The organism is Pseudodonghicola xiamenensis DSM 18339 (assembly GCF_000429365.1).
Taxonomy (GTDB): Bacteria; Pseudomonadota; Alphaproteobacteria; order Rhodobacterales; family Rhodobacteraceae; genus Pseudodonghicola; species Pseudodonghicola xiamenensis.
In genome coordinates, this window is sequence record NZ_AUBS01000036.1 from 1 (window position 1) to 23416 (window position 23416).

Genomic DNA, 23416 nt, shown 5'->3' on the forward strand with positions numbered 1-23416 from the left:
AAGAGCCACGTCTGCTTGTTGCGGTTGATCATATTGCGCAAAGGCGCGCAAGAAGCACAGGCCCGACGACAGCCGAATCTCGCAATTAAGGGCAAAAATTGTCGTCAAACGCGCCGCGTCTCAGAATTAAGGGCAACGCGACACCCTGGCAATCGAGGGGCGGCTTGCTAGGTATCTCGTGATGGCCGATCCGCTGCGCGAGGGCTCGAGCGACCTGCTCGACGGGCTGCGTGGCGAGGGGATCGCGCGGATCCTCTTGGCCACCGGCGACCGCCACGCCGTGGCTGAACGGGTGACGCAGGGGCTTGGCCTCGACGGGCTGCGCAGCGACCTGACCCCGGACCAGAAGGTTCTGCTCGTTCTGACCGAGCGCAAGAATGGCCCGGTGATGATGGTGGGAGATGGCGTCAACGACGCTCCGGCGCTTGCCGCTGCCGACGTCGGTGTGGCGATGGGGGTGCGGGGGGCGGCAGCCTCGGCCGAGGCCGCCGATGTCGTCCTGCTCGTCGACCGCGTCGATCAGCTCCGGCCCGGGATCGAGATTGCCCGGCGCGCCAAGCGCATTGCGATTGAAAGTGTCGTCGCGGGGATCGGCCTTTCGGTCCTTGGCATGATCGCCGCCGCGCTGGGGTATCTGACGCCCGTCGAGGGTGCGATCCTGCAAGAGGTCATCGACGTCGCCGTCATCCTCAATGCGCTCCGCGCGCTGCGCATCGCACCGCGCGGAGTTGCCGAGGCCGCGGCGGGCTGAAACCTCAGCTGCCAACCTCTTCGATTTCGCGGCGCAATGCCTCGCCGGTGAAGCCCGCGCCCAGCAGAACGGCAAGCAGCAGCCGTGCTTTGACGCCACTCAGGTCGCCCGCAAAGATCACGCCGGCTTCGGCCAAGGTCTTGCCCCCGCCATTGCCGTAGATCGGGCGTACCCGGCCGCGCGGACAGCGCGTTGTCATGACAACCGGCATCCCCGCGGCAATCAGCTCGGTCGCGGCGGCGGTCACCGCAGGCGGCGTGTTGCCGCGCCCAAAGCCCTGGATCACCACGGCCTTCATGCCGTCGGCCAAGGCATGACGCAGCGCGCGCCCGTCGCTGCCCATCGCCATCGTTACCAGATCAATCGCGGGCTCGACCCGTTCCGGGGTATAGGTCCGGCGCAGCGCAGGGCGGCGCATCACGTAGACATCGGTGCCGTCGATTTCGCCCAGCTTGCCGTGCTCGTAAGAGTGGAACGTGTCGGTGCGCGAGGCATGGGTCTTCGAGACATCGCGCGCAGCATGGAATTCCTGCTCGAAGCAGATCATCGCGCCAAGGCCGCGTGCCGCAGGGGCCCCCGCCAGCCGGATCGAATCCGCGATATTGCGCGGCCCGTCAGTGTCGGGCTCGTCCGCCGATCGCTGCGCCCCGGTAAAGACGACAGGCTTTTCGCTGCGCAGCAAAAGGTCGGCGAGATAGCACGATTCCTCGAGCGTATCGGTGCCATGCGTGACCACCACGCCTAGGCAGTCCGGGTCTTCAAGCAGCGTGTTGATCCGCTGTGCCAGCGCGAAAGAGGTCGGCAGGTCGATTGCGTAGCTGCCGACATTGGCAAAGCTCTCGACCTTGAGCGGGATATCGTCGAGCGGATCGTGCAGCGCGGCGCGCAGATCCTCGGCCGAGACCGAGGCCACGACATGGCCGGTGGCGGGGTCGCGGCGAGAGGCGATCGTGCCGCCGGTGGTAAGCAGGGTAACGTGAGGCATCGGGGTCACTTGGGGCTATAGGCGGAGAAGCTGCCAGTATAGGGTTTCGGCAGAGGGTATGCATAGCCATGACGCTTGGAGGTGCCAAGCCCGAGGCTGAGCGCCGCCTCGACCATCTTGACCGCCGCCGAGACCCCGTCGATCGCGGGAGCGCCGATCTCCTGCGCGACATAGTCCATCAGGTCAGTCATCCCCGCGCAGCCCAGCAGGACGCTGTCGGCGCCATCCTCTTCGATCGCCTTGCGGCACTCGCGCACCACGATGTCGCGCGCGTCGCTGCACTTGTCTTCGAGTTGCAGGACCTCAAGGTCGGTCTTGCGGATCGAGCGGCAGTGGTGGTCCATGCCGTAGCCATGAACGAGGTGTTCCATCACCGGAAGCATTCGCTCGATCAGGGAAATGATCGAAAATCCGCCACCGATCATCGTCGCCATATGCATCGCGGCCTCGGCAATGCCGATCACCGGACCCTTGGCGATCTCGCGCGCGGCCTGCAGGCCCGGATCTCCGAAGCACGCGATGACGTAACCGTCGAACCCTTCGGCCTCGCCCTTCAGGACCTCGTCGATCACGCCGATGGCGGCGAAGGCCTCGTCATAGAACCCTTCGATCGAGACTGGCCCCATCTGCGGCGAGACGGCGACGATCTCGGTGCCCGGCGCGGCGACGGCACGGGCCGAGGCGCCGATCTTCTCGGTCATCGAAAGCGTGGTGTTGGGGTTGATGACCTTAATCCGCATGAGCCCTGTCTCCGTATGGTTTGTGAATTATAGATGCAGAGTGGTGTAATGACGGTTCTGATCCCGGTCGCGCCGAGGAAGGAAATGCCTGCCCAAGGGTGAGGGAACTTGGGCAGGCCGCCGGCTTTCCATCTGCTGATGACCCCATGATATATTAGTTTTTGTGCGGAGGCGCGTATCTTGGTCAGCGTGCGGGTGGCGATCTTTCGACGCCTTGGTATTGCGCGCAATTGGCGGGCCGGTGCCCAATATGTGGACAGATATATTTGCGGTTTATGTATTCATGAGCTCGACATTGCGATTCGTTTCTGGCGGGGCAAGCTGCTCCTGCCCCACTTGTTTCAGGAGGTCTCATGCAATTGCCCGAAATGCCCTTCACCGAACTCGACTGGAGCAAGATCCCCGCCCAGGACTATCCAGGCGAGGTCGGCATGTCGCGCTGGCAGGTAATCGAAGTCGGGGGGCTGCGTATCCGTATCGTCGACTACGGGCCGGGCTTCGTCGCGGATCACTGGTGCGACCGCGGGCATGTGTTCCAGGTGCTCTCGGGCGAGGTGACGATCGAGCTCGCCGATGGGCGTCGCTTTGAATTGACTGAGGGGCAGGGCTTTGCCGTGTCCGACTATGGCGATGCGGCACATCTGGTCCGCACCGTCTCGGGCGCACGGGCCTTCATCGTCGATTGAAGCGGGTCAGTTCGGCCCTGCGACCCGCAGCGCGAGGGCACTATAGAACGCCGTCGCGGCATGCAGCGCGTCGGTCGCAATACTCTCGTCGATGATATGCGCATCCTCGGGCCGCCCCGGACCAAAGCCGATCGTTGGCAGGTTGCGCCGCCCGGCCGCCTCGGAGCCATTGGTGCAGAAATCGTAGCTGCCGCATGTGGGCTTCATCCCGAGCGCGCTCAGACATTCCTGTGCGGCACCGACCAGCGGATCCGTCTCAGGCGTGTGCCACGCCGGCAGGTCGCGCTCGGCCTCGAAACTCAGCCCCGTGTAGCTGCGATAGCGCGCAGAAGAGATCTCGACGGTAAAGGCTTCGGGGTCGATCTCTGCCAACACCTCGCGGATGCCATTGAGGATTGCGCAGGCCTCTTCGCCGACGCCCGTACGGCGGTCATAGCGCAGGCTGACCTTCGCAGGCAGTGCCGAGACAGAGGGGTAGGGGCTGCTGATGATATCGGTCGGCACCAGAACCATCCGGCCCAGGATCGGATCGAGAGGCATCTCGAGTGCGGCAAGCGCGGTCACCGCCTTCGCGGCGAGTTCGATTGCATTGCGTCCGCGTTCGGGAAAGGCGGCATGAGCGGGCACGCCCGTGACGTGGACGAGGATCTCGACGCAGCCCCGCTGCGCGGTCTTGAGTTCAAGGTTCGAGGGCTCGCAGATCACAACGGCCTGCGGGTCGAAGGCGTCGAGAACGCGTGCTAGCGCCGCCCCTTCGATCACCTCTTCCATCACGCTTGCACTGACCGCGACACGCTGCGTCAACTGCCCTGTTCGCCCGGCTTCGGCGATTCCGCAGATCGCGGTGGCGAGCGGGCCTTTCATGTCGGTGCTGCCGCGGCCATGAATGGCGCCATCTTGCAGCACGCCCGAAAACGGGTCGCGCGCCCAGGTGCCGCTTGCCGGTACCACGTCCATATGCCCGTCGAGGAGCAGCCCGACCGGCGTGTCGCGCGGGCCCACCGTGCCGACGACATTGCCCATCGCGTCCGATGTGACCGTGTCGAAGCCCAAGGCCGTCATCGCGTCGCGCACCAGGCTCGCGACCGCACCCTCTTCGCCAGCCATCGCGCCGATACGAACCAGCGCCTGGGTCAACGAAATCGGATCGTATTGGGTGGGGGCCTCATCCATCTCAGCGTCGCAGATACGTGCCGTTGCCCTTTTCAGACTTCAGCGCACCGCCTGCGATCACGGGTTTGCCGCGCAGGATCACCGTCGTCGGCCAGCCCGTGAGTTCCATTCCCTCGTAGGGCGAGTAGTCCGAGCCGTCGTGCAGATCTGCATGCGCGACCACGCGCGTTTCCGACGGGTCCCAGATCGCGATATCGGCGTCAGATCCCACCGCGATCGTGCCCTTGCGCGGGTAGAGCCCATAGGTTTTGGCGTGGTTGGTCGAGGTCACGGCGACAAAGCGGCTGAGGTCGATCCGTCCTTTCATCACGCCCTCGGAGAACAGGATCGGCATCCGCGTCTCGACCCCCGGAATGCCATTGGGCACGTAGCGGAAGTTCGTCCGGCCGCGCGGGTTGAGCTTGCCGTCCTCGCTGTCGTAGCGGAACGGGCAGTGGTCCGACGAGAACAGATCGAAGGTGCCGTTGATGATACCTTCCCAGCAGGCTTCCTGCTCTTTCTCGTCGCGCGGCGGCGGCGAGCAGACGAACTTGGCGCCTTCCCAGTCCATGCCCTCGAGGTCTTTTGCGGTCAGCGTCAGATATTGCGGGCAGGTCTCGGCGGTGACCTTCTGGCCACGCGCGCGGGCACGGCCGATCTCTTCCATCGCCGCACGGTTCGAAACGTGGACGATCACCAGCGGGATGTCGACGACCTCGGCGAGGCTGAGCGCGCGATGCGTCGCCTCGCGCTCGACCGCGACGGGGCGGGTCGTGGCGTGCGAGGTCGGGCGCAGCTTGCCGGCGGCCTCGTGCTTTTCGATCAGGAACTTGATCGCATCCTCGTTCTCGCAGTGGATCATCACCGTCGCGCCGAAGTCTCGGGCGACGTCGAAGGTCTGCAGCAATTCGGCGTCGTTCAGCCGCATGTCCTCGTAGGTCATGAAGACCTTGAAGGACTTGTAGCCGTCCTCGAAAGCGGCCGGCAGTTCCTGCCCGAGCACTTCGGGCGTCGGGTCGGTGATGATCAGGTGAAAGCTGACGTCGGTGTAGCACTCGCCGTCCTGCTTGGCGTGATAGTCGTTCAATGCCTGCCGGATCGTCTGACCCTTCTGCTGCAGGCAGAAGGGTAGCACGGTGGTATTGCCGCCAAAGAGGGCCGAGCGCGTGCCGCTTTCGAAATCGTCGGCCATGACGATGCCGCCCGAGGAGGGCTGGGCGATATGCACGTGGCTGTCGATCCCGCCGGGCAGGACGTATTTGCCCGTTGCGTCGATGACTTCGGCGCCTTTCAACCCGGTTCCCAGCGCGGCGATCTTGCCGTCGCTGATCCCGATATCGCACTGGAACGTGTCGGAAGCGGTGGCGATGGTGCCGCCGGTGATGACGAGGTCGAATTCCTGCATGACCCTCTCCTCAGCGTGACGTGATGATGCTGTCGCGGGTGACGCGGGCGCGTTCGGCCTCGCGCTCATCTGCCCCCGCACAGATCGGACCATAGTCGCCCGGTTCGCGGTGCAGCGTAAAGTTGAAGACGTTCTCGCGCAGCTCCTTGCAGCGGTCGAGGTCGATCTCGGCGGTGGCGATCTCGTCGCCCAGCCCCTGCACCATGGCGACGATCTCGCCGGTCGGCGCGACGATGCAGCTGCCGCCGATCAGGTCGCAGCCCCCCTCGCGCCCCGCCTTGGCGGTGCCGATCACCCAGGCGCCGTTGGCATAGGCCCCGGCTTGCAGGCTCAGGTGGTTATGGAAGTCCTGCAGATGGTCGTGTTCGGGCGCCTGCGGGTAATGCACCGGGGTGTTGTAGCCGATCATGATCAACTCGGCGCCGCGCAACGAAAGCACGCGATAGGTCTCGGGCCAGCGCCGGTCATTGCAGATCGCCATGCCCATCGTGCCGCCCATCGTCTCGAAAACCGGGAAACCGAGGTCGCCGTGTTCGAAGTAGCGTTTCTCGAGGTGCTGGAAGGGGCGCCACTCCTCGAAATTGTAATGGCCGGGCAGGTGGACCTTGCGGTATTTGCCGACGATTTCGCCGGTCTGATCAACGAGGATCGTGGTGTTGAAGCGCCGCTTCGTCTCGCCTTCGACGATCAGTTCCGCGTAGCCGAGGTAGAAGCCGACGCCCAGTTTCCGGGCCGCGTCAAAGAGCGGCTGCGTCTCGGTGCCGGGCATCTCGGTTTCGTAAAAGCTGTCGAGCTCGGCTTCGTCCTCGATGAACCAGCGCGGGAAAAAGCTTGTCAGGGCGAGTTCGGGAAAGACGACGAGGGTCGCGCCACGGCGATGCGCCTCGGTCATCAGGGCGACCATGCGCGAAACCGTGGAACTGCGCGGCTCGTCGCGGGCGATGGGGCCAAGCTGGGCGGTGGCGACGATCAGTTTGCGGCTCATTGCACTCTTCCTTCACTCTGGGCATGTCCCGCGCGGGTGAGGGCGACCTGCGCCAGCAGGGCGACGCCACGGGCGATTTCGTCCGGCGCGGTGAATTCGGTGGTGTTGTGGCTGATCCCATCCTTCGACGGGACAAAGATCATCGCCGAAGGGCAATGCGGCGCGAACATCTGCGCGTCGTGGCCTGCGCCCGAGGGCATCCGCCGCGCGGTCATCCCCAGTTGCGCCGCGCCCTGCGCGACCTCTTCGACAAGGTCAGGATCGAAGACGACGGGTTCGAACCGGGCCAAGGTGCGGCGGGTGACGGTGCATCCCTCGACCTTGGCAAGCGTCTCGGCTTTGGAGAACAGCCATTTCTCGGCGGCCTTGAGCTCGGTTTCGTCGGTGTTGCGCAGATCGACGGTCAGGACGGCCGTCTCCGGTACCACGTTGACGAGATCGGGGGAAAAGCGCATCCGCCCGACGGTCGCCACTTGCGGCGGGCCAAAGCTCGCGGCGATCGCACGTGCCTCGAGGGCGATAGCCGCGGCGACAACACCCGCGTCGCGGCGCATTTTCATCGGAGTGGTGCCCGCGTGGGCCGTTGCACCCGAGACGGTGAACTCGGACCACGAAATCCCCTGCACGCCGGTCACGACGCCGATTTCGAGCCCTTCGGCCTCGAGCACCGGGCCCTGTTCGATATGAAGTTCGAGGTAGCACGATGGTTTCAGCGCGCCGACCGGCTCGTCGCCTGCCGCGCCGATTGCGGCGAGCGCTTCGGCCACGCTGGGTCCGTCGATGCCGACGCTTGCGAGCATCTCGTCAAGGCCGAGCTCGCCCATGGCGACGCCCGAGCCCATCATGTCGGGTTGAAACCGCGCGCCCTCTTCATTGGTGAAGAAGGCAACCGCGAGGGGGCGTTCGGTCTCAATGCCCGCGTCGTCGATGCTCTCGATCACTTCGAAAGCGCCAAGCACGCCCAGCACCCCGTCGTAGAGCCCCCCGGTTCCAACCGTGTCGATATGTGATCCCATCAGCACCGGCGCCGTGGTCCCGCCGTTGCGGTCGGCGCGAATTGCCCAGGTGTTGCCGATCACGTCGCGGTGGATTTCGAGCCCGCGCGCCTCGAACCAGCCGGTCACCAGCGCACGGCTCTCGGCATCCTCGGGGGAAAGTGCCAGCCGCTTGCAGCCCCCGCCAGGCAGGGCACCGATTTTCGCCAGATCAAAGATCCGGGCCATCAGCCGGTCGATGTCGATTGCAACGCTCATGCTTGCGCCCTTACCTCTGCGGCGCTCTTGCCGACGAGTTTTTCGTAAAGCTCGGGGTCGGTGTCGCCCTCGGTGCCAAAGCACAGAACCCGCGAGTCCGGTCCCAGCCCGATCCGGGCCGCAGCATGAGGGTTGGCGGCGATGGACAGAAAGGCTGCAAGCCCCGCCACTGCGGATTCCCCCGCCACGATCGCAGGATCGCCAGGCAGAGGATCGGCAAGACGCTGCATCATCGCAACGGCATCATCGTCCGAGACGGAGGCCACGGCGCAGGCCATTGGCTGCAGCACATCCCAGGCAAGCAGCGAGACCTCGCCGCAGGCGAGCCCCGCCATCAGCGTGTCGAGGTCTCCGTTGATCGCGACCGGGTGGCCCGCCCGGATCGTCTCGACCCAGCAGGCGGAATTCTCGGGGTCGGCAAGGATCACGCGGGGCGCATTCTCGGGCCCATAGCGACGATAGAATTGCGCGGCGATGGCTGCGGCAGCGCCACCAACACCGGTTTGCAGAAAGAGATGCGTGGGCGGGGTGTCGATCTGCTCGGCAGCCTCGGCGGCGGTCAGCTCGTACCCCTGCATCACGTCCTTGGGGATCGTGTCATAGCCCGGGTAGGAGGTGTCCGAGACGACGAACCAGCCCTCGCGGCGCGCGGTTTCATCGGCCTCGCGCACGCTCTCGTCATAGTTCCCGGCGCAGCGACGCACCTCCGCGCCGAAGGCTGCGATTGCAGCCTTTCGGCCTTCGGACACGGTCGCGTGGATGAAGATCACGCAGTTGCAGCCGAAGGTCTGGGCCCCCCAGGCGACCGAGCGGCCGTGGTTGCCGTCGGTCGCGCAGCACACGGTGATGGTCGAGATCACATCCGCATGCACGCCCGACAGGATGTCGGCGACGGACGGCTCGGCAATGTCCTTGCGCGCGGCGATTTCGCGCGTAAGCAGTCGCAGAACGGCGTAGGCGCCGCCCAGGGCCTTGAAGCTGCCCAGCCCGAAGCGCCCGCCTTCGTCCTTGAAATGCAGCGCGGCGATACCGGCCTCGCGTGCCAGCGCGGGAAGCGCATGCAGCGGCGTCGGCGCATAGTCGGGCCACGCGGTGATCGTATCGCGCGCCGTGGCGAAGGCGGCATCGTTCAGGATGGCGGCCTGCGTCGCGGAATAGGGGGCGCCGGGCTGATACCGGGCATTGATTACCAGTTCGGTCATCGCTCCCTGCCCGAGGTCGTTTCGATATTTGAGCGTTTGCAGCATGAAGTCCTCGTGCGATGGATCGATGGAGGCATGCGATTCGGGTCTGAGCGCGCCGCGTGCATTGCCACTTTCCGTGAGATTGACGAAGAAATCATGATTTCGCAATTTTCAAATTGAAGAAAACAAATTTTCTTTCGCGTGAGTGCCGGCAAACGCTTCGCGGATGGGCGATCGTTCAGCGCGGCGCGTAAATTCAAGGCGGATTGGTGGTGACTTCGCCTGCTGCGGGGGCATTTTCCAGCGACGGAAGATCATCGGAAGGCGGTGCGAATGCGAAAATCGATGAAAAGCGCGCAGTTGCACCAGGAATCGCCCGTTCCTTGCGCTATCGCCTTGTCTTGATTGCTGAAGCGATTCTAATCTTTTCACCATGACTTGAGTGAAGGCCGCGAATTTCCACTTTCTGCGGCATATGCGGAAAATGGGTTTTCGGGAGTAGCCGGTGCAAGGGGAAGAGCGTCACGATCCGACGGGATCCTTGCTTAAGCGCATCCACGAGATTTACGCCACGCTGCCGACGGGCGAGCGCAAGGTTGCCGACACGATCCTGAATGCCCCCTCCGAGATGGCGGTCTGGACGGCATCCGAGCTTGCCGGCCATGCCGGTGTCTCGAACGCGACTGTCAGCCGGATTGTTCAGCGCCTCGGCTACCGTAATTTCGAGGCGGCGCGTCAGGATGCGCGCAAGCTGCGCGAAATCGGCTCGCCGCTTTTCATGCGCGACAGGCTCGATCCGGGCGCCGAGGGCGGCCATTACGCCGGCATCGTTCAGGCCGAGGCCGAGATCATCGAGGCCACGCTGTCCCGGCTGTCGATCGCGCAGGTGCGCGAGGCGGTGGCCGCGATCGCCACGGCGCCACGGGTGCGCACCCTCGGGTTTCGTAACAGCCGGTTCCTGGCGGATTATTTCACGGCGCAGATCGCGCAGATGCGCCCCGATGTGGCTCCGCTCAAGCTCGGTGGGCAGACGGTTGCAGAAGGGATCACCGGCCTTGGCCCGCAGGACGTGGTGGTGATCGTCGGGCTGCGGCGACGCCCCACCGGCTTCACCCAAATCGTTCGGGCCATCGACGCGCGAGGCGCGCGGATCGTGCTCTTGGCCGATCGCAGCCTGCGCGAGGCCCCGGCCTTCGCGACCTGGACCTTCGACTGCGTGGTTGAGACCAACTGGGCGCGCGACTCCTACGTCGGCGCGCTCGCCCTCCTGCGCCTCCTGGCCATCGACTGTGGCGCGACGCTTGGCGAGGCGGGGCGGCACCACCTCAACGCCGTGGAGACTCTGCGCGAGGAACTGGATGAGCTCGAGGTTACCCGTGATCCGTCCTGAACCTGTTCTTTGCCAGTGTTGCTGCAGCCTGATCGCTTCTGCTAGCTTGCGTCAACTTGGAGGCGCGGGACGGTGACGGTCGCGGAGGCATATTACGAAGTCGTCCGGCGGGCGCTGGAAAGCAACATCCGTGATGGGTCTCTTCCCGGTGGCACCCGGCTATACGTTGCGGCGCTGGCCGACAGGCTTGGGGTAAGCCGTTCGCCGGTCAAACGCGCACTCGACATGCTGGAGGCGGACGGGCTGATCCGCCGCGATGGCGCTCAGGGCTGGCTTGTCGGCACCGAGCCCGCCAATGACAGCCGGCCGAACCTGCACCTCTTTCAGCTCGACCTGCCCGACAGTGGCTCGGCGACGCTGATCAAGCCCGGCTGGGAGCGGATCTTGCAGACCGTCGCGGACGAGGTGACCCGCTGCATTCCCTTCGGCATCTGGAAGATCTCGGAGGCCGAGCTTTGCACCCATTTCTCGGTCAGCCGCACGGTCACGCGCGAGGTGCTGACCCGAATGCACGAGCGCGGTCTGATCGCCAAGAACCGGGCCTCGCACTGGATCGCCGGGCCGCTCTCGGCGCAAATGCTGAACGAAGTGCATGATTTGCGACGGCTGATGGAGCCGCTCGCGTTGAAGCGCGCTGCTGCCCGTTTGGAGCGTGCGGGACTGATCGAGATGCGTGCGCGGATCGAGGCGGCGATCGCTCAGGGCGGGACCCCTACACCTGATGAGCTCGACGCGATCGAGGACGACCTGCATATCGACTGTGTCGCGCCACAGCCCAACCAGCGGTTGGCCGATGCGCTGCCCGAGTTGCGCCTGTCGATGGTGGTGAACCGCCAGTTCGCCCGTCACGTCGCGCGCCACCAGGAGACGGCGCTGTTGTCCGAGCATCGCCTCGTGCTCGATCACCTCATCGCGGGTGATGCAGATGGCGCCGCGGCGGCGCTGGCGTTCCACCTTGATGCCGATCACGAGCGCACGCGCGAAAGGCTCAAGGTGCTCTCGATCTTTGGCGGGCCCGATGACGACGTGCCGCCCTATCTGTCGCAGGTGGTGTGATGGCGCTTGGCAGCGAAAAACCTCGGCTGAGGGTGATCACGCGGGGCGAGTTCGCCGTGCCACAGATCCGCGATCAGGTGCAAAAGGATCTGGGCTTCGCGATCGAGTTTCTGGTCCTCGACAGCACGCAGGGGTTGCAGCAGGTCGTCACCCAGCCCGAGAGCTTTGATATTTATCACCAATGGCACACCTCCGACCTGATCTGGACGGCGCGGTGCATCCAGGGGATCGACCTCAACCGGCTGGAGGCCGGGCCGCGGATCAAGGCCGCAGCGCTCAGCCGCAGCGGAGTCGGACGCGCAATCCACACGATCTTTGACCGCCTCTTCGTGCAGGAGGACGGGCGGCTGGGCGAAGCCCTGACTGATACGGTTGCAGTGCTGCCCGCGCTGCACGGCGTTGATGCCTTCGTCTGGCGGCCCGAACTTGCGCCCGCGCTGAACCCTGGCGAAGCGGAAAGCTGGGGCTGGCTGCTCGATCCGCGGTGGGCCGGTCATGTCGGACTGATCGCCGACCCCGTCCTTGGCACGATCGAGGCGGCGCTGGCCGCGGAGGTGCAGCTTGGCAAGCCCTTCGGGGATATCGGAAACCTGACGATCGACGAGGTCGACACCATTGCCGACTTCCTGATCCACAAGAAGAAGATCGGCCATTTCAAGGGGTTCTGGAACAGCCAGGAAGAGGCGATGCGGTTGATGCAGCGCGGGTCCGTGACGATCCAGTCGCTGTTCTCGCCAGCCGTGTCGCAGCTGCGCGCCACCGGGATGAACCTGCGCGTGGCGAGCCCGCTCGAAGGCTGCCGCGGCTGGCATTCCGACATGTGCATCTCTGCCGCGACCGAGGGCGACGCGCTTGATGCCGCCTATGCCTATCTTGACTGGTATCACAATGGCTGGGCGGGGGCGTGCCTCTCGCGGCAGGGCTATTACTTCATCTTCCCTGAAGTGGTGCGCCCGCACCTGACGCCAGAGGAATGGGATTACTGGTATGAGGGGCAGCCCGCGGCGCGCCCGCTGCCGGGCCCGGACGGCACCGTGACCATCCCGGAGGGGCACCGGCGCGAGGGCGGTTCTTATCGTGAGCGGATGTCGAGCGTGCGGGTCTGGAACACCTTCATGGACGAGCACACCCATGTGAACCGCCGCTGGCGGGAGTTTCTGTCGGCCTGAGGCGGCCGACAGGTTCCAATCGTCAGGCCGCGCGCGCCTCGGCCGTAGCCGCCGCATCGACTGCACCGTTGCGGATCACCACGCCGTAATCGACATAGGCCATCTCGGGCGTCAGCAACCCGTCGAGCACGTCTGCCAGAACCGCCTCGGGCGCGCGTTCGCGGGCGTCGCCATAGCCACCGCCGCAGGGGCCTTCGCAGACCAGCCGCTCGCCGGCGTGAACCTTGAAGTACGGCACCTTCGAGGGCAGGTCGGCCGAGGAGCCGTCGGGATAGACGAGCGTCATCGAGGCGGTCATCCCCTCGGCGCCACCATCAAAGCCCCAGGGTTTGAAGCCGTGGCCCTCGCCCTCGATCGAGAAGCCGGCATCGCTGAGGAAGGTGAACTCCCGCACAGCGCCGACGCCACCGCGCCACTTGCCCGGCACGCAGCGGTTGTCATGCAGCTCGTAACGGTCGCAGCGCACGGGGATGTGGCTCTCGATATCCTCGATCGGGTTGTTGCGGGTGTTGGCGTAGAGCGTGTCGACCGCGTCCATCCCGTCCTTGCCGAAGCGCCCGCCATAGGCGCCCTCCATGATCTCCATGTGCACCCAGTGGTTCGACTGCTCGAGCCCCGAGAGCGCGACGATCCGCAGGTTGCCGATCCCGGCCGAGACCTTTTCCGGCACGATCTGCGCAAGCGCTTTCATCACTGTGTCGGCGAGCTGGTTGCCGGGGCAGAAGCGCGCGATCACTGGTGCCGGGAAGGTCGGGTTGGCCAGGCACCCCTTCGGCGCGACGATCTCGATGGCCCGCGTGAGCCCCGCATTCTGTGGGATCGCGCCATAGTCCACCGCGTCGAGAAGGATCGAGCGCACCGTCAGCCAGACCGCGCAATCGGTCGTGCCGACGAAGGGCATGTTGATCGGGCGGTCGTCGACCTGCTTTGCCGTGCCGGTCAGATCGACGATCATCTTGTCGCCCTCGATCTTGACCGTGGCGCAGATCGGCAGCGCGCGGCGACCCGGATCGAAGTCGTCCATGTAGCCGTCGATGTAGGTCGTCGCGGAATACTCACCGTCCGGCAGCTCGGCGATCGCGTCGCGCATCAGCTTTTCGGAATAGTCCATCAGGTCTTCGCAGGCGGCGCGGAAGGTCTCTTCGCCGTATTTCTCGATCAGGATCTTGTAGCGTTCGGCTCCGATCCTTGCAGCCTTGATCTGCGCCTCCATGTCGCCGACGACGAGGTGCGGCGCGCGGATGTTGGCGTTGAGCATGTACCAGACCGCATCGTTGCGACGGCCCGCGTCGTAGACCTTGATCGCCTTGAACTGCAGCCCCTCGGAATAGGTATCGACCGCCTCGACGATGCCGCAGCTGCCCGGCGTCTGCGCACCGATGTCGAGGTGGTGCGCCGTGGTTGCGGAAAAGCCGACCAGCTTGCCATGCGCAAAGACAGGGATCGCGAAGGCAACATCCGGCCCGTGCGAGGCGCCGCCATAGGGGTCGTTGTGCATGATCACGTCACCTTCGCGCAGCTCGTCGCCGCGCGCCTTGGTGACCTCGATGATGTTGCGGATGTAGCCCGGGATCGGGCCCGATTGCAGCGGCGTCGAGAAGGTGCATTCGCACAGTTGTCGCCCGGTCTCGTCGGTCAGCGCGGCACCGAAATCCTCGGATTCCCGGATGATCGAGGAATAGGACATCCGCATCAGCTTGTGGCCCATCTCGATGGCGATGTTGTCAAGTGCGCCCTGAATGACGGCGGCGGTGACGGCGTCGATGCGTTGGGTCATTTCACCTCTCCCAGCGTGATGAGCAGGCTGCCCGAGGGCAATTGGCGGAAGCTCGCATCGGGCGGCACGACGGTGGTGCTGTCCTTTTGCGTGATGATGGCGGGGCCGGAGATCTCTTCGTCCACCGGCAGTTTCGCGCGGGCATAGACCGAGGTTTCAAAGCTCTCGAGCTTGCCGCCAAGCCGGAACACCGTCTGAACCTTGCGCTCGAACGCCGTGTCGCGCGAACCGCCTGCCGGGGCGGAGAGCGCACCAAGCTTGGGAAGCGTGGCGCGGGCGATGGTGCGCAGGTTGACGATCTCGATCGGGTTGGTGCGGAAGGCGTGACCGTATTCTGCCGCGTGGGCTGCGTGGAAATTCTCCCACAGCGTCTCGAGCGCATTTGCGTCGATCAGGCCAGCGGGCACCTCGACGGTCAATTCGTAGCCCTGCCCCTGATACCGCATGTCGGCCATCCGGCTGAAGCTGATCGCCTCGGGCGGAATGTGGTCCTCGGCGAACTGCGTGGTCAGCATTGCCTCCATCCGGTCGAGGTCGCCGTTGATCCGATTCAGATCGACATCGGTCGACAGCTGGAACTGCGTACGCGTGAGGTCGTATTTCAGGTCGGTCGTCAGCAGGCCCATCGCCGAGGTGATGCCGGGGAAGGGCGGAACGAGGATCTCGGGGATCGAGAGCATCCGTGCGACCTCGGCCCCGTGCAGCGGTCCGGCGCCGCCCATGGCGACAAGGGCAAAACCGCGCGGGTCGATACCCTTTTGCACGGTACGCGAGCGGATCGCGTTCGCCATGTTGGCGTTAAGGATGGTGAGCACGCCCTCGGCTGCCTCCTCGGGGCTCAGCTTGAGCCGTTCGGCCAGATCCGCAATGACCTTCTTGGACGCCTCGACATCGAGGCCCATCTCGCCGCCCAAAAAGTCCTGCGGTGCAAGGCGGCCGAGAACGACGTTGGCATCGGTCACTGTGGGTTCGGTACCGCCGCGGCCATAGGCGGCCGGGCCGGGTTCGGCGCCCGCGCTCTGCGGGCCGACGCGGAAGGCGCCGCCGCGGTCCTGGTGGGCAATCGAACCGCCACCCGCGCCAATCGTGTGGATGTCGAGCATCGGCATCAATAGGGGGAAACCGGCGATCGAGGTCGAGCGGGCATCCGTCTCGGTCACCTTGCCATCGACGATGATGCCGATATCGGCCGAGGTGCCGCCGATGTCGAAGGTGATCAGCCGGTCACGCCCGTCCTGCGCGCCGATCCAGCCGCCGCCGAGCACGCCCGCTGCGAGCCCCGACTGCAGGGTCAGTGCGGGCTTTTCGACAACCATCTTGGGCGTGGCAACGCCTCCGTTCGAGGCCATGATCCGCAGCTCGGCCGTCATACCCAGATCGCGCAGGGCTGCGTCGAGATGGGCGATGTAGCGGTCGACCTTGGGGCCGATGAACGTTGCAAGACCCGCGGTCGTGAAGCGCTCGAATTCGCGGAACTGCGGCGAGATGAAGGAGGACGTGGTGACGAACACGCCGGGCATCTCTTCCTCGACGATCTCCTTAGCGCGGTTCTCGTGCGCGGGGTTGAGGAAGGAGAAGAGAAAGCAGATCGCCACCGCCTCGACGCCCTCGGCGGCCAGCTCGCGCGCGGCCTCGCGCACGGCTTCTTCGTCGAGCGGCACGAGCTCTTCACCGGTCGGCGGGACGATCCGGCCGGGCACCGTCTTGCGATGCTGGCGGCGGATCAGCGGGCGTGCCTGCCAGGGAATGTCCTGCCGGATCGAGTAGTGCTCGGGCCGCTGGTGACGCCCGATATGAATGATGTCGCGAAAGCCGTCATTGGTGATCATGCCGCAGACGGCACCCTTGCCCTCGAGGACCGCATTGGTCGCGGTGGTGGTGCCGTGCAGCACATAGGCGATCTCGGACGGGTCGATCGCGTTCTGCTGACACAGCTCCACGATGCCCTGCATAACGCCTTTGGACGGGTCGGCCGGCGTGGTCGAGACCTTGTGGATGGCGAGCGTCCCGCTCTCCATGTCGCTATAAACGAAGTCGGTGAACGTACCCCCGACATCGACGCCGATCATCTTCATATCGAGTCCTCGCGCTCAGATTTCATGGCTCATGAATCCATAGAGCATCATGAATACGCAATGCATGGAGATGCGCCGGGGCGTCAAATCCTGCCGTGCGCCGGTCATTTCGTCATGACTCGTCGAATCTGCGCGAATTTTCGGCGGATTTGCAACGGTATCCCGGGGTTTCGACCTTTCAGGACTGAGTCTGTGTGTGTTCTTGCGGACTCTGCTTGTTGATTGTGCATTCGCTTGGGTTTGCCCTCGTGCGCCGGATGTTTTTCCTGTTGAGCGGAAAAAACATCTTGCAAGATGTGACTTCTGTATCCCAAGTTTTGAAAAACGTGAGGGGTTGCGATGCCGGAGATGCCAGAAATCGACGCTGGGCGAGTCGAGGAGATGATCCTTGGCCTTGCGGCGCATGGGGCGCACTCGGGCACTGGCGTCTGGCGCACGACCTATTCACCCGAATGGGTGGCTGCGAACGCGCTCGTGGCGGACTGGGGTCGCGCGGCCGGGCTTTCGCCGCGCAGCGATGCGGTGGGCAACCTCTGGCTGCGAGCCGAGGGGCGCGAGGGCGGCAAGGCCATCGTGTCGGGGTCGCATATCGATAGCCAGTGTCCCGGCGGCCGCTATGACGGTGCACTGGGGATCATCGCGGCGCTGGTTGCGGTGGAGGCGCTGATCGCGCACTTCGGGCACCCGCGGCGACCGGTCGAGGTGGTGTCGCTCTGCGAGGAAGAGGGGTCGCGGTTTCCGTCGGCGGCCTTCTGGGGGTCGCGCGCCATCACGGGGCGGATTGCGCCTGAAGATCTGATCAGCGTCACTGACCACGAAGGCCGACCAATCGCCGAGGCGATGCGCGACATCGGGCTTGACCCCGAAAGGGTCGCGGAGGCGCGGCGTGATGATCTGGCGGCTTTCATAGAATTGCACATCGAGCAGGGGCCTGTCCTCGAGGCGGCGGATCTGCCGGTGGCGGTGGTCGATGCGATCACCTCGATCCGGCATCGCGTCGTTCGGTTGACCGGAGAGGCGAACCACGCCGGGGCCTTTCCGATGCGGTTCCGGCGCGATCCGATGGCAGGCTTTGCCGAGATTGCATCGGGTGTGATTGATCACGCGCACCGGCTTGGCGCTCCGGCGGTCACGACGATCGGCCAGATTGCAGCTGAGCCGAATGGCGCGGCGATTGTGCCGGGGGCGGTGACTTTCACGCTCGACAGTCGTCATCCCATCCAGGGCGAAGCTGAGAAAATGTCTTCGGCGCAGGCGCGCCTGATGGAAGAAGTCGCGGCGCGCCGTGGCCTGGGGCTCTCGGTCGAGACCATTCTCGATCACCATGCCTGCACGTGTGATCCGGCCCTGGTCGAGGTTCTGCGGTCGGCGGCGACAGAGGCGGACATACCGCATATCGTGATGGCGTCCGGCGCGGCGCATGACAGCCAGCAGATCGCGGGGGTCTGCCCCGTGGCCATGGTCTTTGTGCGCAGTGCCGGTGGGCGCAGCCATACGCCCGAGGAGTTTTCGTCGCTCGACGATATCGTTGCGGGCATCAAGGTTTTGGCGGGGGGGCTTTACCGCATGGCCTGGGCCTGAGGCCTGCGTTTCGGGGGCGTTTTTGGGCTGCGGCACTTGTCTAAAAGTTAGGCGAGTTCCTGCAATGTAGAAAATACATTTTCGTTTTTAACCGGTGACCGCCCCACTTTGAAAAGAGGGGGGCGGCTGCTTGCGCCTGTGGGCTTGACTTATAAGTCTTTGTATAATTGTAATTATTATAGGGATGCGCTCGTCGCAATTCGCGATCGTCAGGTTTCAGAGGCCGACTGCGATTCGAAAAGTCGTTAGAAGATTTTCACTGCGCGGTTTCCGTATTGCACATTTTTTAGACTTTGCCGCATTTCTTCGCCCGATGCGCAGACAAGTTGCTTTTTCCTCCGGTTGAGGGCGTGGCGCAAGCTGGAAACCCGTCTCGTGCGCGCGTCTTCTGTCTTCGAACTTACCCTCATGGAGGACAGCCCGTGCGGTCTCCGAACGATCTCGAACTCGTCGCCGTCACCAAGCGCTATGGCGACGCCGTCGCGGTTGACAACGTCTCTCACCTTTTTGCCGCCGGCACCTACATCTGCCTGCTCGGTCCGTCGGGCTGCGGCAAGTCCTCGACGCTGCGGATGATCGCAGGGCATGAAAGCGTCACGGACGGCGCGATCATCCTCGACGGGCGCGATATATCGAAGCTGCCGCCCGCACAGCGCGGCACCGCGATGATGTTCCAGAGCTACGCGCTCTTCCCGCACATGTCGGTGCGCGACAACGTCAGCTTCAGCCTAAAGCTGAAGGGCGAGGACAAGGCCTCGCGACATCGCAAGGCGAACGAGATGCTCGAACTGGTCGGCATGGGCCATCTGGCCGATCGCCTGCCCGACCAGCTTTCGGGCGGTCAGCAGCAGCGCGCCGCGCTCGCACGCGCGCTGATCACCAAGCCGCAGGTGCTGCTGCTCGACGAGCCGCTTTCTGCGCTCGACCCGTTCCTGCGCGTAAAGGTGCGCGAGGAACTCAAGAAGATCCAGCGCGAGCTTGGCATCAGCTTCATCCACGTCACCCATGGTCAGGACGAGGCGCTCGCACTCGCCGATGAGATCGTGCTGATGAACAACGCTGTCATCGAACAGTCCGGCTCAGCACGTGACGTCTTCAACGCGCCGCGCAGCGAGTTCGTCGCGCGCTTCCTTGGCGGGCACAACGTCGTCTCGCTCGAGGGCAAGCGGTACGCCCTGCGTTCGGACCGCACCCGCCTGGTGACTCCGGGCGACGAGGGGCTCGACGTGTCGGTTACCTCGCACGAGTTCCTGGGCACCCATGTTGCGGTGAACGTCATCGGGCCGGGCGATGTCGAGCTGACCGCGATGGTGCCCGAAGAGCAATTCTATGCCGCGCCCGTCGAGCCGGGGGACAGCGTGCGCATCGGCTGGACGGCGCAGGACCTGCACCTGCTTGCCGGCTGATCCCCCCAACAAGACCTGAACGAACACTCTATCCAACAGAGAGCGAAGACATGATGAAGAAAAACCACTACAGCCGCCGGACGCTGCTCAAGGGTGGCGTTGCCGCCGTTGCGGCCTCGGCGCTGCCGGCGCCGATGATCTGGGCGCAGGACATCAAGGATGTCACCCTGCGTCAGGTTGGCACCGGCGTTTCGGCCTTCAACGAGATCGCTGCGAAGGCCAAGGAAGACCTCGGCATCACGCTCGAGATGACCGCACTCGACTCCGACGCCACCGCGCAGCGCGTCGCCACCCAGCCCAACAGCTTCGACATCGCCGATATCGAATACTGGATGTGCAAAAAGGTCTGGCCGACCGGCAACCTGCAGGGCATCGATACCTCGAAGCTGAAGTACTACGACAAGATCGTCGGCATCTTCAAAGACGGCAAACTGACCCCCGAGAGCGTCATCGCCCAGGGTTCGGCCCCGCACACCGTGGGCTTTGTCGAGAATGCCGAAGACAAGGCCTTCGCCAAGGAAGAAACCGGCTTCATGACCCTGATCCCCACGGTCTACAACGCCGACACGCTGGGCATCCGTCCCGACCTGATCGGTCGCCCGATCGAAAGCTGGGCCGAACTGCTGAACCCCGAGTTCGTCGGCAAAGCCTCGATCCTCGACGTCTCGTCGATCGGTATCATGGACATGGCCATGGTCTGCGAAGCGATGGGTGAGATCACCTATGGCGACAAGGGCAACATGACCAAGGAAGAGATCGACAAGACGATCGGTATCTTCACCGAGGCCAAGAAAGCCGGCCAGTTCCGCGCCTTCTGGAAGACCTTCGACGAGTCGGTGAACCTGATGGCCTCGGGCGAAGTCGTGATCCAGTCGATGTGGTCGCCGGCGATCACCGCGGTCCGTGCCCGCGGCATCCCCTGCGTCTACCAGCCGCTGAAAGAGGGCTACCGCTCGTGGGGCAACGGTCTCGGCCTTGCCAAGCACCTCTCGGGCCTGCAGCTCGAAGCCGCTCAGGAATACATGAACTGGTACCTCTCGGGCTGGGTCGGCGGCTTCCTGATGCGTCAGGGCTACTACTCGGCGGCGCCGGAAACCTCCAAGCTGTTCATGTCGGACGACGAGTGGGGCTACTGGCTCGAAGGCAAGGCTGCGACCGGCGACATCACCTCGCCGCAGGGCCAGGTCATCGAGCATGCCGGCGCGGTGCGCGACGGCGGCTCGTTCTACGACCGCATGGGCCACGTGGCCTGCTGGAACTCGGTCATGGACGAGAACCAGTACATGGTCCGCAAGTGGAACGAATTCATCGCGGCCTGATGCGATGACTTGCCGGGGCGCGCGCAGCGCGCCCCGGACCCCCTCGAAAAGCCGAGATGACGATGACCAAATTCCTCCGCCTACCCGATGTCCGCAGCTGGCTTCTGGCCATGCCGGTCACGCTGGTGCTGAGCTTCTTCCTGCTGTTGCCGCTGCTGATGATCGTGGTCGTCAGCTTCTGGGGCGCGACGGAATACTCGATCTATCCGGCCTTCCAGTTCGACAACTACCAATTCCTGTTCGGCTCGTCAGTGACCTACCAGGTCTTTCTCAAGACCTTCATGTACACGGGCATCACCTGGGCCACGACGCTGGCGATCGGCTTCACGATCGCCTATTTCCTCGCATTCCACGTGCGATCGCAGACATGGCAGACGGCGTTCTTCCTGCTATGCACGATCCCGTTCTGGACCTCGAACATCATCCGCATGATCTCGTGGATTCCGTTCCTTGGCCGTCACGGCCTTGCAAACGAGACGCTGATCAAGCTTGGCCTGATCAAGGAGCCGCTCGAATGGCTGCTCTATTCCGATTTCGCGGTCATCCTCGCCTTCGTGCATCTCTACACGCTCTTCATGGTCGTGCCGATCTTCAACACCATGCTGCGCATCGACAAGAGCCTGATCGAGGCCGCGCATGACGCCGGTGCCTCGGGCCTCCAGATCCTGACCAACATCATCATTCCGCTGACCAAGCCCGGCATCATGATCGGCTCGATCTTCGTGGTCGCGCTGGTGATGGGCGACTTCATCACGGTGCGCTTCATGTCCGGTTCTCAGGCTGCGAACGTCGGGCGCCTGATCTCGAACGATATCGGCCTGCTTGCCTATCCCTCGGCGGCGGCGACGTCGGTGGTTCTGCTAGTGACGGTGATCCTGACGATCTCGATCATGCTGCGCTTCGTCGATATCCGGAAGGAGCTCTGAGATGGATACCAAACGCCCGGCCTCCTTCTACTTCCTCTCGGCCTTCTTCATCGTCTTCATCATCTTCCTCTATGGTCCGACGATCACCATCGGCATCCTGTCGTTTCAGGGGCCCGAGGGTGGCCTGACCTTCCCGATGCGCGGGGCCTCGCTGCACTGGTTCGATGAGCTGTTCAAGACACAGGCCGTGGGCGACGTCTGGGGCGCGTTCCGCCGCTCCTTCGCGCTTGGTCTGATCGTGATGGCGCTGACCGTGGTCTTCTCGGTGATGGCAGGCATGGCGTTCCGGCGCCGCTTCGTGGGCGCGACGGTGCTGTTCTACCTGATCATCGCGAGCCTCGTGATCCCGTCGATCCTCGTTTCGCTCGGCGTTGGCCTGATCTTCAGCCAGGCTGGCTGGACGGTGCACTGGCTCAGCTCGGGCCTTGGCGCGCAGCTTACCTGGACGCTGCCCTTCGGCTTCCTGATCATGCTGGCGATCTTCAACCGCTTCAATCCGGCCTACGAGGAAGCGGCGCGTGACCAGGGCGCGACCGCGTGGCAGACCTTCCGCTATGTCGTCCTGCCGATGATCGCGCCGTCGCTTCTTGGCGTTGCACTCTTTGGCTTCACGCTCTCCTACGACGAGTTCGCACGCACGTTGCTGACGGCGGGTTCGCGCAACACCCTGCCGCTAGAGATCTTCGGCATGACGACGAACATCACGACGCCGATGCTCTACGCGCTTGGCACGCTGACCACGATCTTCTCCTTCGTCGTGATCGGGGTGTTCATCGGCACACTGGCCTTCGCCGCGCATCGCCGCTCGCGCCGTGCGTCCGACGCCGGCAAGGGGATGGTCTGACGTCATGAAGCTTACCGTCATCAATCCCAATTCGACGGTCTCGATGACCGAAAAGATCGCCACCGCGGCACGTGCCGTAGTAGGGCCCGAGGTCGAGATCATCGGTGTAACCTGCCACGACAGCCCGCCCGCGATCGAGACGCCCGAGGACGACGAGGCGGCGGTTCCCCATGTCATCGCGGCGGTAAAGGCGGCCGAGACCTCGGGGGCCGACGCCTGCATCATTGCCTGCTTCGATGATCCCGGTCTGGCCGAGGCGCGTGCGGCGGTGTCGATCCCGGTGGTCGGGATCGGCGAGGCGGCCTTTCACGCGGCCGCGCTGCTCGGGCGTCCCTGGTCGGTCGTCACGACTACGGCCACCGCCGTGCCGGGGATGCAGAAGAACGTCATCGACTACGGGCTCGAGGCGAATTGCGCCAAAGTGCGTGCCTGCAATATCCGCGTGCTCGATCTCGAAGAGCCGGGGTCGGCTGCACGCGACAAGGTTTCGGCCGAGATCGGCACCGCCATCGCCGAGGATGGCGCGGGCACGGTGACGCTCGGCTGTGCCGGAATGGCCGATCTGGCGGCATCGCTGTCGGCCGAACACGGGATTACGGTGATCGACGGGGTGTCGGTTGCTACCCAACTCGCGGTGATCCTGGCAAGGCTCCCGCGGCGCGCCCCGGCCTGAGGAGGAGGCCGGGGCCATTTACCATTCGACCTGCCCGGTTTCCGGACGGGCCGCGCGAC

19 protein-coding genes and 1 pseudogene are annotated in these 23416 nt (G+C 64.5%); 11 read left to right on the plus strand and 9 right to left on the minus strand.

Going from position 1 to position 23416, the window contains the following annotated elements; all coding sequences use genetic code 11:
- Positions 1 to 154: 154 nt before the first annotated feature.
- Positions 155 to 751, plus strand: a pseudogene (locus tag G455_RS0118835) (HAD-IC family P-type ATPase); the annotation flags it as partial.
- 4 nt (positions 752 to 755) lie between these two features.
- On the opposite strand, the gene G455_RS0118840 reads toward G455_RS0118835, so the two are convergent.
- The gene (locus G455_RS0118840) at positions 756 to 1736 is read right to left on the minus strand and encodes an asparaginase (protein WP_028095113.1); all 981 of its coding nucleotides are present in this window, start codon (positions 1734 to 1736) and stop codon (positions 756 to 758) included.
- A 5-nt stretch (positions 1737 to 1741) separates the two neighbouring features.
- A complete protein-coding gene (locus G455_RS0118845; RefSeq protein ID WP_028095114.1) occupies positions 1742 to 2476 on the minus strand; it encodes an aspartate/glutamate racemase family protein in 735 nt (244 codons plus the stop codon).
- A 353-nt stretch (positions 2477 to 2829) separates the two neighbouring features.
- On the opposite strand from G455_RS0118845, the gene G455_RS0118850 reads away from it, so the two are divergent.
- On the plus strand, positions 2830 to 3162 hold the full coding sequence (locus G455_RS0118850; protein WP_028095115.1) for a DHCW motif cupin fold protein: 333 nt from the start codon (positions 2830 to 2832) through the stop codon (positions 3160 to 3162).
- Between the two features lie 6 nt (positions 3163 to 3168).
- Here G455_RS0118850 and G455_RS0118855 read toward each other — a convergent pair whose 3' ends face one another.
- The 5 genes from G455_RS0118855 to G455_RS0118875 are packed head-to-tail and all read right to left on the minus strand — an operon-like array spanning position 3169 to position 9159.
- Positions 3169 to 4335, minus strand: a complete 1167-nt coding sequence (locus G455_RS0118855; RefSeq protein WP_028095116.1) for a YgeY family selenium metabolism-linked hydrolase — start codon at positions 4333 to 4335, stop codon at positions 3169 to 3171.
- A 1-nt stretch (position 4336) separates the two neighbouring features.
- The gene (gene hydA / locus G455_RS0118860) at positions 4337 to 5719 is read right to left on the minus strand and encodes a dihydropyrimidinase (RefSeq protein WP_028095117.1); all 1383 of its coding nucleotides are present in this window, start codon (positions 5717 to 5719) and stop codon (positions 4337 to 4339) included.
- Between the two features lie 10 nt (positions 5720 to 5729).
- Positions 5730 to 6704, minus strand: a complete 975-nt coding sequence (locus tag G455_RS0118865; RefSeq protein ID WP_028095118.1) for an N-carbamoyl-D-amino-acid hydrolase — start codon at positions 6702 to 6704, stop codon at positions 5730 to 5732.
- Positions 6701 to 7957: a Zn-dependent hydrolase gene (locus tag G455_RS0118870; protein ID WP_028095119.1), complete on the minus strand. Its 1257-nt coding sequence runs from the start codon at positions 7955 to 7957 to the stop codon at positions 6701 to 6703. The genes G455_RS0118865 and G455_RS0118870 overlap by 4 nt, the downstream gene beginning before the upstream one ends.
- Entirely contained in the window at positions 7954 to 9159 is a 1206-nt protein-coding gene (locus G455_RS0118875) for a diaminopropionate ammonia-lyase (RefSeq protein WP_028095120.1), read from the minus strand. The genes G455_RS0118870 and G455_RS0118875 overlap by 4 nt, the downstream gene beginning before the upstream one ends.
- Before the next feature lie 487 nt (positions 9160 to 9646).
- On the opposite strand from G455_RS0118875, the gene G455_RS0118880 reads away from it, so the two are divergent.
- From G455_RS0118880 to G455_RS0118890, 3 genes are all read left to right on the plus strand, one after another.
- Positions 9647 to 10531 carry a MurR/RpiR family transcriptional regulator gene (locus G455_RS0118880; protein WP_028095121.1) on the plus strand — a complete coding sequence of 295 codons (885 nt, stop codon included), beginning with the start codon at positions 9647 to 9649 and terminating at the stop codon, positions 10529 to 10531.
- A gap of 72 nt (positions 10532 to 10603) precedes the next feature.
- Positions 10604 to 11587, plus strand: a complete 984-nt coding sequence (locus tag G455_RS0118885; RefSeq protein ID WP_028095122.1) for a GntR family transcriptional regulator — start codon at positions 10604 to 10606, stop codon at positions 11585 to 11587.
- Positions 11587 to 12756, plus strand: coding sequence for an ABC transporter substrate-binding protein (locus G455_RS0118890; protein WP_035367030.1), 1170 nt, complete (start codon positions 11587 to 11589; stop codon positions 12754 to 12756). Before G455_RS0118885 ends, G455_RS0118890 begins: the two co-directional genes overlap by 1 nt.
- Before the next feature lie 22 nt (positions 12757 to 12778).
- On the opposite strand, the gene G455_RS0118895 is transcribed toward G455_RS0118890, so the two are convergent.
- Both G455_RS0118895 and G455_RS0118900 read right to left on the minus strand, forming a co-directional pair.
- Complete coding sequence (locus G455_RS0118895; protein ID WP_028095124.1) at positions 12779 to 14533, minus strand: hydantoinase B/oxoprolinase family protein; 1755 nt, start codon at positions 14531 to 14533, stop codon at positions 12779 to 12781.
- Positions 14530 to 16608, minus strand: a complete 2079-nt coding sequence (locus G455_RS0118900; protein ID WP_028095125.1) for a hydantoinase/oxoprolinase family protein — start codon at positions 16606 to 16608, stop codon at positions 14530 to 14532. Before G455_RS0118900 ends, G455_RS0118895 begins: the two co-directional genes overlap by 4 nt.
- Positions 16609 to 16947: 339 nt before the next feature.
- On the opposite strand from G455_RS0118900, the gene G455_RS0118910 reads away from it, so the two are divergent.
- The 6 genes from G455_RS0118910 to G455_RS24680 all read left to right on the plus strand — a co-directional run bounded on the left by G455_RS0118910 (position 16948) and on the right by G455_RS24680 (position 23357).
- Positions 16948 to 18189 (plus strand): Zn-dependent hydrolase, encoded by a 1242-nt coding sequence (locus G455_RS0118910; RefSeq protein WP_051312628.1) that lies wholly within the window; start codon positions 16948 to 16950, stop codon positions 18187 to 18189.
- A gap of 422 nt (positions 18190 to 18611) precedes the next feature.
- Positions 18612 to 19595, plus strand: a complete 984-nt coding sequence (locus G455_RS0118915) for an ABC transporter ATP-binding protein (protein WP_028095127.1) — start codon at positions 18612 to 18614, stop codon at positions 19593 to 19595.
- A gap of 53 nt (positions 19596 to 19648) precedes the next feature.
- Positions 19649 to 20914 carry an ABC transporter substrate-binding protein gene (locus tag G455_RS0118920; RefSeq protein ID WP_028095128.1) on the plus strand — a complete coding sequence of 422 codons (1266 nt, stop codon included), beginning with the start codon at positions 19649 to 19651 and terminating at the stop codon, positions 20912 to 20914.
- A 62-nt stretch (positions 20915 to 20976) separates the two neighbouring features.
- A complete protein-coding gene (locus G455_RS0118925; protein ID WP_028095129.1) occupies positions 20977 to 21840 on the plus strand; it encodes an ABC transporter permease in 864 nt (287 codons plus the stop codon).
- A 1-nt stretch (position 21841) separates the two neighbouring features.
- A complete protein-coding gene (locus G455_RS0118930; protein ID WP_035367032.1) occupies positions 21842 to 22684 on the plus strand; it encodes an ABC transporter permease in 843 nt (280 codons plus the stop codon).
- Positions 22685 to 22688: 4 nt separating this feature from the next.
- Entirely contained in the window at positions 22689 to 23357 is a 669-nt protein-coding gene (locus G455_RS24680; protein WP_051312629.1) for an aspartate/glutamate racemase family protein, read from the plus strand.
- Positions 23358 to 23416 lie beyond the last annotated feature (59 nt).

Excerpts from the sequence above, each read along its gene's own strand:
- G455_RS0118840 (WP_028095113.1), bottom strand. The coding sequence starts at position 1,736 with ATGCCTCACGTTACCCTGCTTACCACCGGCGGCACGATCGCCTCTCGC.
- G455_RS0118845 (WP_028095114.1), bottom strand. The coding sequence starts at position 2,476 with ATGCGGATTAAGGTCATCAACCCCAACACCACGCTTTCGATGACCGAG.
- G455_RS0118850 (WP_028095115.1), top strand. The coding sequence starts at position 2,830 with ATGCAATTGCCCGAAATGCCCTTCACCGAACTCGACTGGAGCAAGATC.
- G455_RS0118855 (WP_028095116.1), bottom strand. The coding sequence starts at position 4,335 with ATGGATGAGGCCCCCACCCAATACGATCCGATTTCGTTGACCCAGGCG.
- hydA (WP_028095117.1), bottom strand. The coding sequence starts at position 5,719 with ATGCAGGAATTCGACCTCGTCATCACCGGCGGCACCATCGCCACCGCT.
- G455_RS0118865 (WP_028095118.1), bottom strand. The coding sequence starts at position 6,704 with ATGAGCCGCAAACTGATCGTCGCCACCGCCCAGCTTGGCCCCATCGCC.
- G455_RS0118870 (WP_028095119.1), bottom strand. The coding sequence starts at position 7,957 with ATGAGCGTTGCAATCGACATCGACCGGCTGATGGCCCGGATCTTTGAT.
- G455_RS0118875 (WP_028095120.1), bottom strand. The coding sequence starts at position 9,159 with ATGACCGAACTGGTAATCAATGCCCGGTATCAGCCCGGCGCCCCCTAT.
- G455_RS0118890 (WP_035367030.1), top strand. The coding sequence starts at position 11,587 with ATGGCGCTTGGCAGCGAAAAACCTCGGCTGAGGGTGATCACGCGGGGC.
- G455_RS0118895 (WP_028095124.1), bottom strand. The coding sequence starts at position 14,533 with ATGACCCAACGCATCGACGCCGTCACCGCCGCCGTCATTCAGGGCGCA.
- G455_RS0118900 (WP_028095125.1), bottom strand. The coding sequence starts at position 16,608 with ATGAAGATGATCGGCGTCGATGTCGGGGGTACGTTCACCGACTTCGTT.
- G455_RS0118910 (WP_051312628.1), top strand. The coding sequence starts at position 16,948 with ATGCCGGAGATGCCAGAAATCGACGCTGGGCGAGTCGAGGAGATGATC.
- G455_RS0118920 (WP_028095128.1), top strand. The coding sequence starts at position 19,649 with ATGAAGAAAAACCACTACAGCCGCCGGACGCTGCTCAAGGGTGGCGTT.
- G455_RS0118925 (WP_028095129.1), top strand. The coding sequence starts at position 20,977 with ATGACCAAATTCCTCCGCCTACCCGATGTCCGCAGCTGGCTTCTGGCC.
- G455_RS0118930 (WP_035367032.1), top strand. The coding sequence starts at position 21,842 with ATGGATACCAAACGCCCGGCCTCCTTCTACTTCCTCTCGGCCTTCTTC.
- G455_RS24680 (WP_051312629.1), top strand. The coding sequence starts at position 22,689 with ATGAAGCTTACCGTCATCAATCCCAATTCGACGGTCTCGATGACCGAA.